At 62.8% G+C, this 14811-nt stretch carries 11 protein-coding genes; 6 read left to right on the plus strand and 5 right to left on the minus strand.

Translation table 11 applies throughout. The annotated features are described in order from the left end of the window. The first annotated feature begins 90 nt into the window (after positions 1–90). On the plus strand, positions 91–2538 hold the full coding sequence (locus tag DGA31_RS22970) for an acyl-CoA dehydrogenase (protein WP_109514088.1): 2448 nt from the start codon (positions 91–93) through the stop codon (positions 2536–2538). A 119-nt stretch (positions 2539–2657) separates the two neighbouring features. Next, positions 2658–3068 carry a PA2817 family protein gene (locus DGA31_RS22975; protein ID WP_056835285.1) on the plus strand — a complete coding sequence of 137 codons (411 nt, stop codon included), beginning with the start codon at positions 2658–2660 and terminating at the stop codon, positions 3066–3068. A gap of 171 nt (positions 3069–3239) precedes the next feature. Here the strand turns inward: DGA31_RS22975 and DGA31_RS22980 are convergent, their stop codons facing one another. The 3 genes from DGA31_RS22980 to recQ all read right to left on the minus strand — a co-directional run bounded on the left by DGA31_RS22980 (position 3240) and on the right by recQ (position 8305). Beyond that, positions 3240–5567 (minus strand): type IV pilus assembly protein FimV, encoded by a 2328-nt coding sequence (locus DGA31_RS22980; RefSeq protein ID WP_109514089.1) that lies wholly within the window; start codon positions 5565–5567, stop codon positions 3240–3242. A gap of 82 nt (positions 5568–5649) precedes the next feature. Continuing rightward, on the minus strand, positions 5650–6084 hold the full coding sequence (gene slyA / locus DGA31_RS22985; protein ID WP_056835281.1) for a transcriptional regulator SlyA: 435 nt from the start codon (positions 6082–6084) through the stop codon (positions 5650–5652). Positions 6085–6175: 91 nt separating this feature from the next. Continuing rightward, positions 6176–8305, minus strand: coding sequence for a DNA helicase RecQ (gene recQ, locus DGA31_RS22990; RefSeq protein WP_109514090.1), 2130 nt, complete (start codon positions 8303–8305; stop codon positions 6176–6178). Between the two features lie 200 nt (positions 8306–8505). Here recQ and DGA31_RS22995 point away from each other — a divergent pair, with 200 nt between their 5' ends. Together DGA31_RS22995 and DGA31_RS23000 are read left to right on the plus strand one after the other, a co-directional pair. Beyond that, positions 8506–9093, plus strand: coding sequence for a UPF0149 family protein (locus DGA31_RS22995; protein WP_056835276.1), 588 nt, complete (start codon positions 8506–8508; stop codon positions 9091–9093). A gap of 1 nt (position 9094) precedes the next feature. After that, the gene (locus DGA31_RS23000; protein WP_109514091.1) at positions 9095–9496 is read left to right on the plus strand and encodes a YbaN family protein; all 402 of its coding nucleotides are present in this window, start codon (positions 9095–9097) and stop codon (positions 9494–9496) included. A 367-nt stretch (positions 9497–9863) separates the two neighbouring features. On the opposite strand, the gene DGA31_RS23005 is transcribed toward DGA31_RS23000, so the two are convergent. Together DGA31_RS23005 and pap are read right to left on the minus strand one after the other, a co-directional pair. Further along, on the minus strand, positions 9864–10097 hold the full coding sequence (locus DGA31_RS23005; RefSeq protein WP_056835273.1) for a DUF6124 family protein: 234 nt from the start codon (positions 10095–10097) through the stop codon (positions 9864–9866). A 256-nt stretch (positions 10098–10353) separates the two neighbouring features. After that, entirely contained in the window at positions 10354–11850 is a 1497-nt protein-coding gene (pap, locus tag DGA31_RS23010) for a polyphosphate:AMP phosphotransferase (RefSeq protein WP_056835270.1), read from the minus strand. 149 nt (positions 11851–11999) lie between these two features. Between pap and mnmC the strand changes: the two genes are divergently transcribed. Together mnmC and DGA31_RS23020 are read left to right on the plus strand one after the other, a co-directional pair. Next, positions 12000–13997 carry a bifunctional tRNA (5-methylaminomethyl-2-thiouridine)(34)-methyltransferase MnmC2/FAD-dependent 5-carboxymethylaminomethyl-2-thiouridine(34) oxidoreductase MnmC1 gene (gene mnmC / locus DGA31_RS23015; protein ID WP_109514104.1) on the plus strand — a complete coding sequence of 666 codons (1998 nt, stop codon included), beginning with the start codon at positions 12000–12002 and terminating at the stop codon, positions 13995–13997. 103 nt (positions 13998–14100) lie between these two features. Next, complete coding sequence (locus DGA31_RS23020; RefSeq protein WP_056835267.1) at positions 14101–14793, plus strand: MBL fold metallo-hydrolase; 693 nt, start codon at positions 14101–14103, stop codon at positions 14791–14793. Positions 14794–14811 lie beyond the last annotated feature (18 nt).

Consider the following 14811-nt stretch of genomic DNA (forward strand, 5'->3'; position numbering starts at 1 on the left):
GGGTCACGCAGGGTCACTATCGAGATTGCCCGCTGTCGGGCATCCAGCCTTTGATAACGCTCGAGCCGTTGTCATCACGGAGGATTTCTTATGCTGTTGTTGTGGATTGCAGGACTGGTGGCCGGCATTGCCTGGCTGGCCCACCGGCGCATCACACCCATTGCCACGCTGGGCATTGTCGCGGTCTATCTGCTGGCCATGGGCGCCTGGAGCCATGCACCGGGCTGGCTGCTGGTGATCTTCTGGCTGCTCTGGCTGGCCGTGCTGCTGCCGCTGGTGCTGCCGGACCTGCGCCGCCAGTACTTCAGTGCGCCGATGTTCCGCTGGTTCAAGAAAGTCCTGCCGCCGATGTCCGAGACCGAGCGCGACGCCATCGAAGCCGGGACGGTCTGGTGGGACGGCGAGCTGTTCAGCGGCCGCCCGGACTGGAACACCCTGCTGGCCTACCCACCGGCACGCCTGACCGAAGAAGAACAAGCCTTTATCGACGGCCCCACCAACGAACTGTGCGCCCTGGTCAGTGACTGGCAGATCGGCCAGGACATGGACCTGCCACCGGCGGCCTGGGCCCATATCAAGGAACACGGTTTCTTTGCCCTGATCATTCCCAAGGAGTATGGCGGCAAAGGCTTCTCGGCCTATGCCCACTCACAGGTGGCCATGAAACTGGCGACCCGCAGCGGCGACCTGGCTTCCACGGTCATGGTCCCCAACTCGCTGGGCCCTGCCGAGCTGCTGCTGCACTACGGCACCGATGAACAACGTAACCATTACTTGCCGCGCCTGGCGCGGGGCGATGACATCCCCTGCTTTGCCTTGACCGGTCCTTTGGCCGGCTCCGATGCCGGCGCCATGCCCGACAAGGGCATCATCTGCAAGGGCCAGTGGCAGGGCGAAGAAGTCATCGGCCTGCGCCTGACCTGGGAAAAGCGCTATATCACCCTCGGCCCGGTTGCCACCCTGCTCGGTCTGGCGTTCAAGGCCTATGACCCCGACCACCTGCTGGGCGAAGAGGAAGAGCTGGGCATCAGTCTGGCGCTGATTCCGACCGACACCCCTGGCGTCGAGATCGGCCGGCGTCACCTGCCACTGGGCGCCGCCTTCATGAACGGCCCCAACTCCGGCAAGGACGTATTCGTACCCCTCGACTACCTGATCGGCGGTCAGGCAATGCTCGGCAAGGGCTGGATGATGCTGATGAACTGCCTGTCGGTCGGCCGTTCGATCTCGCTTCCGGCGGTGGGCACCGGTGCGGCCAAGTTCACCAGCCTGGTCACCGGCCAGTATGCGCAGGTGCGCGAGCAGTTCAATGTGCCGCTGTCGGCCTTCGAAGGTATCCAGGAAGCGCTGGCCCGTATCGGCGGCAATGCCTGGCTGATGGACAGCGCCCGCATCCTGACCGCCAACGCCGTGGATCTGGGCGAAAAGCCCTCGGTGCTGTCGGCAATCCTCAAGTACCACCTCACCGAGCGCGGCCGCGAATGCATCAGCCACGCCATGGATGTGCATGGCGGCAAAGGCATCATCATGGGCCCCAACAACTACCTGGGGCGCAACTGGCAGACCGCGCCGATCTTCATCACGGTCGAGGGCGCCAATATTCTTTCGCGCAACCTGATGATCTTCGGCCAGGGTGCGATTCGCTGCCATCCGTTCGTGCTCAAGGAAATGGCGCTGGTCGGGCGCCAGGATCAAGAGCGGGCGCTGTACGAGTTCGACGACTTGTTGATGCGCCATATCGGCTTTGCCGTGGGCAACGCGGCCAGCACCCTGATGCTCAACCTGGGCCTGGGGCATTTCGACCGCCTGCCCGGCGACCGGATCAGCCAGGGCTATTTCCGCGCCTTGAACCGCCAGGCGGCAGCCTTTGCGTTGCTGGCCGACCTGAGCATGATGCTGCTGGGCGGCGAGCTTAAACGCCGCGAGCGCTTGTCGGCCCGTCTGGGCGATGTGCTGAGTCACCTGTACCTGGGTTCGGCGGCGCTCAAGCGCTACCACGACCTGGGCTCGCTCCAGGACGTACGTCCCCTGATGCGCTGGGCGATGGAAGAAAGCCTGGGCGAAGCGGAACGGGCGCTGGACGAACTGCTGCGCAATTTTCCCAACAAGTGGCTGGGCTGTGCGCTGCGCGTAATCGTGTTCCCGTTCGGGCGCCGACACAAAGGGCCGAGCGACGCACTGGATGCCGAGGTGGCGCGCCTGCTTGGCCAGTCAAAAGGCGATCCGGCGCTGGAGCAGTTGCTTACCGGCTGCTACCGTCCGCAATCGGCTGACGATCCGGTCGGCGCTCTGCAACAGGCCCACGACCTGCTTCAGGCCGCGTACCCGGTGCGGCGCAAGCTGGCGCATGCGCTCAAGAGCAAGCAACTCACTGTGGCACCCGGCGAGTCGCCGGTGGCCGCCGCTGTGCAGGCCGGCATCCTGCAGGCCAGCGAAGCGCAGACCCTGGAAGAGGCCGAGCACGCGCGGCGCAAGGTGATCGACGTGGACGACTTTGACAAGGAGCAGTTGACGCTGGCCCCCGGCAAGACTCGCTGAACCGGCAAGCCATCGGGTGCTTCTGAAGACGCCGTGCGTTTTTAGAAGTGTCCAATCCGCACAGCGGGCGCGCAGAGCCTTATACTCTCGCGCCCTTTTTTGCCTTTGAGGAATTCATCATGGCCGGCACCATCATCGACCATCACCTGGGCCTGCTGGCTCACCTGCGCAGCATTCTGGTGGCGCTGGGCGAGGCAGAACAGGTGCCTGAAGAAAGCCACGCCCTGTTTCTGGAGCGTTTCGACGAACTGGTCGAGCAATTACCGCAGGACCCGATCGAAAGCCAGTACCTGGGCCAGGACATCATGTGCCAGGTCATCCAGCGCTACCCGCAGATCGCCCACCTGGTGCCGCGCGACCTGCTGTGGTTCTTCGGCGGCGACTGCCTGCATTTCATGCCCGACGATGAAATCGACCTGTACCAGGCGCTGGAAGAACGCCGCTTCGAGGCCGAACAGAACGACGAGCCTTTTGACTGGCTGCAGGAAAAACAGTTGCTGGCCTTGTCGACACAGGGTCAGGGACACTAAGACGCTGCAGCGACGTGGGTTTACTCCAACACTGTTCACTCAGGTGCCTATTGCTTCTGCAGGAGCGACTTTAGTCGCGAAATGGCCAGTAACGTCAGCGCACCTGTAGCGAACCTACCGCCCTCTTCGCGGCTAAAGCCGCTCACAGGTCTAACTGAACAATATTGGGGTTTACTCCAGACCGGCCAGCAGATCGCTGGCCATCTGCTGATGCGCCTCGTCAGACTCTTTGATCACCTGTAACAGCAAGCGCCGCGCCTGCTCGATCTCGCCTTCGTCGATCAGCAACTGCGCCTGATTGATCAGGGTCAGCGGGGCTTCATCCAGGTCCAGCAAGTCGAACTCCATGCCTTCATCGCCGGCAAAGCTGTCGAGGAAGGCATCGTCCAGTTCATCACTGGCGGCCGGTTCGATGATTTCGAGCGCTTCGATGCCTGAAGCGCTCAGGTCGTCAAAATCACTCAGGCCAGAACCGATAAATGAATCATCGATGCGTACTGGCGGCTCGTCGATCATCACCGGCTCGGTCAGCTCGATCGATTCGGGCTCGGTGGTTTCAGGCGCCGACAGATCCCCCAGGAACTGGTCGTCCTGCAATTCGAAGACTTCCGGCAATTGATTGAGATTGGAGGAGAACCCTGGATCGACCTCGACCGGGGGTGCAGCTGCCTGGCGAGCGGCAGGGTTGTCGAAAGGGTCGACCAGATCCCAGTCGGCGTCCATGGACAGGTCGTCGAGGTTGAGCTGAAACTCATCGGGGTGCTCGGGGTTGAGTGCGGCCGCTGCTGTTTCGTCGAGTTGCGCAGGTGCCTGGTCTTGTACCCGGGCGGCCGTGACAGCCACTGCTGCAACGCCCACTGCGGCGGCGATCGGTGCAGCGCTTGCCAGCGGTGCAGGGGTAACCGGCGCCGGCTTGAGTTGTGGATAGCGATTGCGAATGGCCTGGATCTGGTCATCGCCCATGCCGTTGTCCAGCGCAGCCTGGACTTCACGTTCGAAGCCTGCGGTATCGCCCTGTTCGGCCAGCAGCTCGAGAATGCGTACGCGGATGTCTTCGCGCTCGGGTTGTTTGTCCAGCGCTTCACGCAGGATGCCCAGGGCCTCGTTGAAGCGACCGTAGGCGATATAGATACTGACGCCATCGAGTGCATCGGGGGCGGTGCCGGCCAGGCGCCTGGCCGGCGTCGGGTTTTTTTCCAGCACAGGAGACGCGGCCTGGCCCGGCACCGGCTGCGGCGCCACCGCCGGAATCTCGTAGACCGGCAATACGGTCGACTGCGCCGGCTTGATCAGCGGTTCGTCAGGCGCCGATACAGGTGCTACAGGCGCTCTCTGCACCTGGGCATGGCGCTTGCGGCGCAGGTAGACAAGTCCCAGCAATAATAGAATCGCCAGTAATGCGCCCAGTAACAGCGGCAGGCTGAACAGTGGATTGTCCTCGACAGGCGGCGCAGCCGGTACAGCGACAGGCACCGCCGGCGCGGCCGGGACCGGGGCCGCTACGGGCAAAGGCGCAGGCGTTTCAGTCAGGCGTGCCTGTAGCACCGATACGGCCTTGTCCCTTTCAATCAGTTGTTCCTGCAGGCTCTGGTTCTGCGCCTTGAGGTCTTCAAGGCTGCGCGCCAGTTGCTGGTTTTCCAGGGCAGCGCCCGCCAGCTCCGTAGCCGCGCGCTGAACGTCGGCGGCTGCCGCTGCCGGGACAACCGCCGTCTGACTGTCTGGCGCAGGGCCTGCCGGTGCCGGCAGTACTGCCGCATCCGGCACTAGCAGGCTTTGTCCGGCTTTCAACCCGGAACGAGCGCCATCGGCAAATACCTGGGGATTCAAGGCCTGGATGCCGTCGGCCAACTGCGCGGCAGAGACCTTGCTCCCGGCGCCTTGCAAGCGACGTGCAATAGCGCTCAGGGTGTCACCGCGAGCCACGGTGTAGTGCTTGCCCTGCACCGCAGGCGGCGGCGCCACCGGCAGACGTGATGCAGATGCTGCAGCTGTCTGTGCCTTGGCTTCTTCCTGTCGGCTGCGGGTCGCCGCCAGCCCCTGGGGCGAGGTGGCCGGGTCGAGCAACACGGTGTATTCATGCAGCAAGTCGCCATTGGATTGTGCGACTTGCACCACAAAGCTCAGGTAAGGCTCGATGACCGGCTTGCTGGACACCACCTGGATGAAACTGCGATTACCGCGAATGACCGGTGAAAAGCGCAGGTCATTGAGAAAGAACGCACGCTCGAGGCCGGCCTTGGCAAACGCCTCGGGCGAGGCCAGCTTGACGACCAGGTCCTCACTGCTCAAACCGTCGGCCTCGATCAGGGCGATCCGGGCGTTGAGCGGCTGGTTCAAGGCTGAATGCAGGGTGATGTCACCCAGGCCCAGCGCCGACGCCAGGCCCGACCAGGACAACGCTGCCAGCGCAATGGACAATGCCTTCGCAGCCTTGCCGATACGGCCACGAACAATAGCCCTGGCGTCGTTCTCGACCACGACCTGAGATCTTTTCAGCATGCGTCCCCTTCAGGAAACCGGACACGGCTTCTCACGCTTTGAATAAGTGTAATAAGTATGAGCGAGAACCGGCAGGCGTGCCTCAGGTTCTTTCCAGGTTAGCCAGTATGCGGGCGTGCACGTTCATGCACAGTTGCAGCTCGCTTTCATCGATGCCGGTCAGCAGCTCGGCACGCAAGGTATTGGAGATGGCTTCGATCTGCGCGATCAGCGGCGTGGCGCTGTCACTGAGCAGGATTTTCTTGGCGCGTCGGTCTTCCAGCACCGCCTGGCGATGGACCAGACCCTGGCTTTCGAGGCTGTCGAGCAGACGGGCCAGGGTCGGGCCCTCGACGCCGACGCTCTGGGCCAGTTCACGCTGGGTCGGCGCGTCATCGAAACGGGCCAGATGCAGCAGCACCAGCCAGCGGGCCTGGGACAGCCCCAGGCTGGCCAGGCGCCGATCCAGCTCGGCACGCCAGCCGCGGGTCAGTTGGGCCAGTTGCATCCCGAAGCGGTGTTGATCTGTCAGTGGCATGGCAAACTCTTGGTTGAAACAATTGTTAGGCAGCTAAGCATGTTCACAGAAGGGTATCAAGGCTGGGGTAGCGTCCTTTCGTCACCGCCTGTTACGCCTCGAACTCCGATTGCAGGGCCGCCCGTACGCAATACAGGACACCGTCCGGCACCCGTCCGCTGAACTGCGCAGCCACTTCGCCCACGGCGGGCAACTCGCCTTCACCGTCGAGAAACGCATCCTGGATTTCGCTCAACAGGTCTTCGGGCAAGTCCAGCGCCTGCTCCACCGACAGTTGCTGCTTGCCAATGGCTTCAGCCAGCAGGCTATAGACATTCTTTTCCGAACACTGCAATTGCCCGGCGATCTGCGCAGGGGTCATGCCGGCGCGGGCCAGGCTGATCAGCTCATGCCGCAGGTCGGTGACCAACCTCGGCGCTTCGGCCTTGCCGCTGAGCACTTCAAGAAAGGCTTCGCCGTAGCGCTCCAGTTTGCGCGCGCCCACGCCGCTGACCCGGGCCATGTCGGCCATGGAGCCAGGCTGGCTGCGCAGCATCTCCAGCAGGGTCGAATCAGGGAAAATCACATAAGGCGGCACGCCGTGCTCTTCGGCCAGACGCCGGCGCAGGGTACGCAACGCTTCCCATTGCTCGCGCTCTTCGCCGCGCACCAGTTGGCTGGCAGGGCTGGCGCCACTGGTCTTGCTGCTGGTCTGCGGCTTGAGGTCACGACGCAATTGCAGGCTGACTTCACCGCGCAACAACGGCCGGCAGGTGTCGGACAGGCGCAGCCCGCCGTAGCCTTCCAGGTCGATATCGGCCAGACCGCGGGCCACCAACTGGCGGAACAACGAACGCCATTCGCCTTCGGAATGGGCCTTGCCGACGCCGAACACCGACAAACGCTCGTGGCCGAAGCTCTGCACCTTGTCGTTGCTCTTGCCCAGCAGCACATCCACCAGATGGCCCACGCCGTAGCGCTGGCCGGTGCGGAAGATTGCCGACAAGGCCTGACGCGCAGGTTCAGTGGCGTCCCAGGTCTGCACGCCATCGACGCAGTTGTCGCAATGCCCGCAGGGCTGGGGCAGGTCTTCGTCGAAATAGGCCAGCAAGGCCTGGCGGCGGCAGCGGGTCTCTTCGCACAGCGCCAGCATGGCATCGAGCTTGTGATGCTCCAGGCGTTTGTGCCGTTCGTCGCCTTCGGAGCTTTGCAGCATCTGCTTGAGCATCAGCACATCCTGCAGGCCGTAGGCCATCCAGGCATCGGCGGGCAGGCCGTCACGCCCTGCCCGGCCGGTCTCCTGGTAATAGGCTTCCAGCGACTTGGGCAGGTCCATGTGCGCGACGAACCGCACGTTGGGCTTGTCGATGCCCATGCCAAAGGCAATGGTCGCGACCATGATCAGGCCTTCCTCGTTAAGGAAGCGCTTCTGATTGGCGGCTCGGGTCTCGGCCGGCAGGCCCGCATGGTACGGCAGCGCCGGGTAGCCGTTATCGCTCAGGAAGGTGGCAGTTTCATCGACTTTCTTGCGCGACAGGCAATAGACGATGCCGGCATCGCTGCGCCGCTGCGACAGGAACGCCAGCAACTGCTTGCGCGGCTGTTCCTTGGGCACGATGCGGTAAAAGATATTGGGGCGGTCGAAGCTGGACAGGAAGCGTTCGGCGTTCTGCAAGTGCAGGCGGGTGACGATCTCTTCGCGGGTCCGCTTGTCGGCCGTGGCGGTCAGGGCGATGCGCGGCACATCAGGGAACAGTTCGGCCAGTTGCCCCAGTTGCAGGTATTCGGGACGGAAATCATGGCCCCATTGCGAGACGCAGTGGGCCTCGTCGATGGCGAACAGGGCAATCTTCAGGTTTTGCAGGAACGCCAGCATGCGCGGCTGAACCAGACGCTCGGGCGCCAGGTAGAGCATCTTGATCTCGCCCTGGCGGATCCGTACGGCCAGGTCGCGCTGCTGCTCGGCGCTCAGCGTGGAATTCAATGCTGCGGCCGACACGCCCAGTTCATCCAGGGTCGCCACCTGGTCATCCATCAGGGCGATCAGGGGCGAAACCACCACGCACAACCCGTCACGCAACAGTCCCGGTACCTGGAAGCACAGCGACTTGCCGCCGCCGGTGGGCATCAGCACCAGGGCATCGCCGCCCTGGGCCACACGCTCGATGATCGCACCCTGGCTACCCCGAAAACTGTCGTAGCCGAAGATGTCCTTGAGAATGTGTTGAGCCTGTTCGAGCATAAATACCCCGGTTGTCCTGCCACAGCAGGCCGCAGCGGTCGAGTCGCCCGGCCATAAACGCGGCAGTATACCCGACCCTTCGGGGCAAGGGACGCCCGGGACATAAGCGGTCGAATATCAATCCGGGCCACCTCGCGGCTGGCGCGCCGGGCGCTCAGGGCCTAGAATTCAGCATCGTTTATTTCCTAGGTAGTCCGTCCATGTCCTTCGCTGAGCAACTTACCCGCCTGCAAGTCTTCCTCGATGCAGATGATCTGCACGATGAAGCACTGGACTACGTGGCCGCTCATGGTTTCATGACGGCCTTGTCGGTCTGCGCCGAAGAAGTGCCGGAGCGCGAGTGGATCGACGCCCTGTTCTCCGAGCCGCCGCAGTACTCCAGCGACGCACAGCGCGAAGAAGTCGAAACCACACTGGTGCTGCTCAAGGCCCATATCGCCCGCCAGCTGGCATCGGATGAAGAGTTCGAGCTGCCATGTGACCTGGACCTGGGCGACGACCCGGATGACTCCGACCTGCGCGGCTGGTGCATCGGTTTCATGGAAGGCGTCTTCCTGCGCGAAGAAGCCTGGTTCGAACAGGCCGAGGAAGAAGTCAGCGAAATGCTCCTGCCGATCATGGTCGGTTCCGGTCTGTTCGACGAGCAGCCTGAATTTGCCGATATCGCCCAGGATGCCAACCTGATGGACGACATGATCGTGCAGATCCCCGAAGCCCTGACCGCGCTGTTCCTGCTGTGCCAGGCCCCCGACGAGAAACCGGCGATCCTCAAGCCTCGCCACCACTGAGGTGACGCAAGGCCCGCCACGCACCAGCCGCCCTGCGCTGGTGCGCTACGCGCTGCTGGCCGCCGGCTGGCTGAGCGTGGCGCTGGGCATCATCGGCATTTTCCTGCCGGTGCTGCCCACCACCCCCTTCCTGCTGCTGGCTGCTGGCTGTTTCGCGCGCAGCTCTCCCCGTTTTTACCACTGGCTGGTCGATCACCCACGGCTGGGTCCGTGGATCCGTGACTACCTGAACGGCCATGGCATTCCATTCAAGGCCAAGGTCTACACCATCGCCCTGATGTGGGTCAGCATTGGCTTGTCGTGCTGGTTCGTGCCGTTGACCTGGGTACGCATTGTGCTGCTGGTGTGTGCCACGCTGGTGAGCGTCTGGATCCTGAAGTACAAGACCGCGCAGCAACCGTGACGCCCTGGCACAGGGTAGCCCGCATGAAAACGGCATAAGTCTTATGCAAAAACCGTCTGGTGCTGTTGAAAAATTGTTCTTAGCTGTTGTTGCACGCCTGTAACGCCTGGGTTTGAGGCGTTACAGGCGTGCATCACTCCGCTGATCAGCAAGGACCCTCCTCATGCGCGATGTTCCACCACTTTACAGTGCGATCCTGAAATCGCTGGCCGAAGCATTCATGTCTGGAAAGTTTGCTGAATGTTCAGGATCCTGCAGTCGTCACCGAACGACCGGGACTCCCTGCAACAATTCGCTGGTCAATCATGACCAGGCTGCACCCGCCCTGGACAATTCGACATTTCGGCCCTTGCAAGGGTAGGCGTCATCAAGTGGCGAACAGGCTGTCCAGTGAGCGATCCACCAGCATTTTGGCCATTTGCGACAAATGCAGGACTGCCAGGTTCAAGTCGCGATTTGGGCCTTGGCTGGCTTCAATGCCCTCACCTGCAGTCGCGATGATACAGCGCAACAAGTCAGAGGCATGGTTGAGTGCAGCTTCCGGGGTTACGGTATCCATAATTGAAAAGAGGCAGGATGTGGTTGGCTTTAACTCAAGCATGAGCGTTCTCCATAAGGCTTGCGACGGCCAGCATCCTTGTCGACCAGATTTAGCGTCGCGGCGGACCGCGAGCTGCAGACCTTGCGTAGACGGCTACAAAGGCAGCCGACCTGCCGCGACGGGCGCAGATTAGGGAACCTATACGCCAGGTGCAAGGCATCCATAAACTCTAGGACATTTCATGCAAACGAATCGGAAGCATCTGCCAATACTTCCGACCTGACCGTCCACTGCCGCACCGTGTTTCCTGTGCAGGCTACTTTTTCCGGTCTTTGGCAAACGCCGCTTCCAGCGCTTCGTTGAGCGTGCGCAGGACCTTGACCCGTGCCCAGCGCTTGTCGTTGGCTTCCACCAGGGTCCAGGGCGCGATTGAGGTGCTGGTGCGGTCGACCATATCGCTCACCGCCTGACGATACTGCGGCCACTTGTCGCGATTACGCCAGTCATCTTCGGTGATCTTGTAACGCTTGAAGGGAATGGTCTCCCGAGCCTTGAACCGCTCCAGCTGGGTCTGCTGATCAATGGCCAGCCAGAACTTGACCACGACCACGCCAGCCTCGGTGAGCTGTTCTTCGAAATCATTGATTTCGCCATAGGCACGCAACCAGTCGGTGTCGCTGCAAAAGCCTTCGACCCGTTCCACCAGCACTCGCCCGTACCAGGAACGATCAAAGATGGTGAACTTGCCACGCGCCGGAATCTGTCGCCAGAAACGCCACAGGTACGGTTGCGCCCGTTCATCCTCGGTGGGCGCGGCTATCGGCACGATATGGTACTGACGCGGATCGAGTGCGGCCGCGGCGCGGCGGATCGCACCGCCCTTGCCGGCCGCATCGTTGCCCTCGAACACCGCGACCAATGCATGGCGCTTCATGTGCTTGTCACGCAGGTTGCGCGACAGCCGGGCCTGTTCGGCGATCAGTTGGGCCTCGTACTCGTCCTTTTCCAGCGACAGGCTCAGGTCCAGGCTGTCAAGCAAGGTCAGGTCGTCGTCATGCGTAGCGCGTGGCCCCACCGTCAAGGCCTGTGGCTCGACCTGCGGGGTCTTGAGCGCGGCCTGCATGCCTTCGAGCAGCAAGCGACCGACCGTCAGGCTGCGGTAGTTGGCATCCACACCCTCGATCACATGCCAGGGGGCATATTCGCGGCTGCTGCGCCGTAGCACACGCTCGCCGAAGCGCACGAACCGGTCGTAGGTCTTCGATTGCTGCCAGTCCAGCGGGCTGATGCGCCAGCTGTGCAACGGGTCGTCGCGCAGGCTCTTGAGCCGGTGTTTCATCTGTTTGCGCGAAAGGTGGAACCAGAACTTGAAGATCAGCGCGCCTTCATCACTGAGCATCTTTTCCAGCCGCTCGGCACCGCTGATCGCCTGGTCGAGCTCAGGGTCCTTGATCAACCCGTGAACCCGGTCCTGCAGCATCTGGCTGTACCAGTTACCAAAGAAAATCCCCATTCGGCCCTTGGCCGGCAGTTGCCGCCAGTAGCGCCAGGCCTTTGGATGGTCGAGTTCTTCGTCGGTTTTCTGATCGAAGGTACGCACCTCGATCAGACGCGGGTCCATCCACTCGTTGAGCAGCTTGACGGTTTCGCCCTTGCCCGCGCCCTCGATGCCGTTGATCAACACAATGATCTGGCGCTGGCCCTGCTCGTGCAGGTCGTACTGGGCCTCAAGCAAGGCCTCGCGCAAGGCCGGCACCTGGTCCTCGTAGGTCTCATCGTCGATGACATGGCCGATTTCGGCGGATTCGAACATCAGAAACTCCCTTATGCCAACCCTGATTGATAGCGCTTTGCCCATTAAGACCACCAATGGGACAGATGGGTCAATTGCGTTTACCTCCCGAAGTGATCAGCCGGTTAAACTGCAGCGGTTTTTCTGCCTGCCCCGTGACCGAGCCCGACATGACCCGCCCTTTGCACCACGCCCAGATCGTCTGGGATGAACATGGCAACCCCACCTCCAGCGAATTTGGCGATGTGTACTTCGCCACCGGCGCAGGCCTTGAAGAAACCCGACACGTGTTCATGATCCAGAACAACCTGCGCGAGCGCTTTTCGGCACTGCCGGCGGGTGGACGCCTGGTCATCGGCGAAACCGGCTTTGGCACGGGGCTGAATTTTCTCTGCGCCTGGCAATTGTTTAATGAATGCGCCCCGGCGGATGCGCACCTGCAGTTCATCAGCGTCGAAAAATTCCCGCTGAGCCGGACCGACCTGCAACGTGCCCTGGACCTGTGGCCGGAACTGACCGCCCAAGCCGGACCCTTGCTGGCGCAGTACGTGGCGATCCACCCGGGATTCCAGCGGCTGGTGTTCGAAGATGCGCGCGTAACGCTGACGCTGCTGATCGGCGATGCGCACGCGATGCTGACGCAACTGGACGGGCAGATCGATGCCTGGTTTCTCGACGGTTTCGCACCGGCGAAGAACCCGGACATGTGGAACGATGCGCTGTTTGCCGAACTGGCCCGACTGTCGGCGCCACAGGCCACCCTGGGCACCTTCACCAGCACCGGCTGGGTCCGACGCGCCTTGAAGGCGGCCGGCTTTGCCATGAAGCGCATCCCCGGCATCGGCCACAAGTGGGAAGTCATGCGCGGCACATTCGCCGGCTGGCCGGCCGAAACCACACCGCCGGCAGCGGTCAAACCGTGGTTTGCACGCCCACCCCGCCTGCCCGGTGAGCGTCATGCGCTGGTGATCGGCGGTGGCCTGGCCGGCTGCAGCACCGCCCGCAGCCTGGCCATGCGTGGCTGGCACGTCAGCCTGCTTGAGCGTCATGACGCTCTGGCCGGCGAGGCCTCGGGCAATCCGCAAGGCGTGCTGTACCTGAAGTTGTCGGCCCACGGCACGGCCCTGTCGCAGTTGATTCTCAGCGGTTTCGGCCATACGCGCCGCCTGCTGGAGCGCTTGCAGCGCGGTCATGAATGGAATGACTGCGGCGTGTTGCAACTGGCCTTCGATGCCAAGGAAGCGCAGCGCCAGGCGCAACTGGCCCAGGCCTTTCCAGAAGCGCTGCTGCACCGGCTGGATCAGTCGGCAGCCGAGCAGCAGGCCGGCATCGGCCTGGGCAGCGGCGGACTGTTCTACCCTGAAGGCGGCTGGGTGCATCCACCGGCGCTGTGCCAGCAACAGGCCGCCCACCCGAATATCCAGACCCTGCTGCACCATGAGGCGCTTGAACTTCGGCGGGTCGATGGCCAGTGGCAAGCCTGGGCGGGCGCGCAGTTACTGGCCAGCGCCCCGGTGGCGATCCTGGCCAATGCCGCGCAGATCAAAGCGTTCGAGCAAAGCGCTGAACTGCCGCTCAAGCGCATTCGCGGGCAGATCACCCGTCTGCCTGCCACCGACGCCAGCCACCGTCTGAGTACCGTGGTGTGCGCCGAAGGCTACGTGGCACCGGCGCGTGATGGCGAGCACACGCTGGGCGCCAGCTTCGACTTTCATAACCAGGACCTGGCCCCGACCCTTGCAGAGCATCAAGGCAATCTGCACTTGCTGGAGGAGATTTCGGCTGATCTGAGCGAACGCCTCGATGCCGCCCATTTGGACCTTGAGCAGTTGCAAGGCCGGGCGGCCTTTCGCTGCACCAGTCCCGACTACCTGCCGATCGTCGGCCCGCTGGCCGATGGTCAGGTCTTTGCCAGCACCTATGCCGCGCTGACCAAGGATGCCCGCCAGGTGCCATCGCTGCCCTGCCCTTGGCTGGACGGCCTGTACATCAACAGCGGCCATGGCTCACGCGGGCTGATCACCACGCCCCTGGCTGCCGAGCTGCTGGCAGCCTGGCTGGATGACGAACCGTTGCCTGTACCGCGCAGCGTGGCCGAGGCCTGCCACCCCAACCGGTTCGCCCTGCGCAGCCTGATTCGTGGGCCGAAAAGCCAGGCCAGAGGTTAGATTCTGCGCCGATCTGTAACAGACAATTGCAGCAAGACCTTTGACCTGAGCGGTGATTCACCCTACGGTGAACACCTGCACAGTGCTGAAAATGGAGACTTGCATGCTGTTCCGTCAATTGTTCGACAGCCAGACATCCACCTACAGTTACCTGCTGGCCGACCACGGCCAGGCCATGCTGATCGACCCGGTCAAAGAGCACCTGGACACCTACCTGCAGTTGCTTTCGGACCTGGACCTGCAACTGATCATGGCCATCGATACCCACACCCACGCCGATCACATCACTGCGCTGGGTGACCTGCGCGATGCCACCGGCTGCAACACCGGCCTGGGCCAGGAAAGCCAGGTGCCCTGCGCCAGCTTCACGTTCCACGACGGCCAGAGCCTGGCGTTGGGCAGCCGCGAATTGAAGGTCTGGCACACACCGGGGCACACCCGCGACTCCTACTGCTTCCTGCTGGCCGCGCGCGGTCGCCAGCCTGCCTGGCTGTTCAGCGGCGACACCCTGCTGATCCGCGGCAGCGGGCGTACGGACTTTCAGAACGGCAGCGCCCGTCAGCAGTGGACCAGCCTGCAACGCCTGCTGGACCTGGGCGATGACACCCTGGTATTTCCGGCCCATGACTACAAGGGCTGGACCTGCTCGACCATTGGTGAAGAGCGCCGCCACAACCCGCGTCTGCAAGTGGCCAATGCCGAAGAATACGCCGCCTTGATGGACGACCTGCACCTGCCACCGCCGCGCCTGCTGGACGTCGCCGTAGCCGCCAACCGCGCGTGCGGGCAGACCTGACCTGTTCCTTGACCCGAG

The organism is Pseudomonas ovata, from assembly GCF_003131185.1.
Classification (GTDB): domain Bacteria; phylum Pseudomonadota; class Gammaproteobacteria; order Pseudomonadales; family Pseudomonadaceae; genus Aquipseudomonas; species Aquipseudomonas ovata.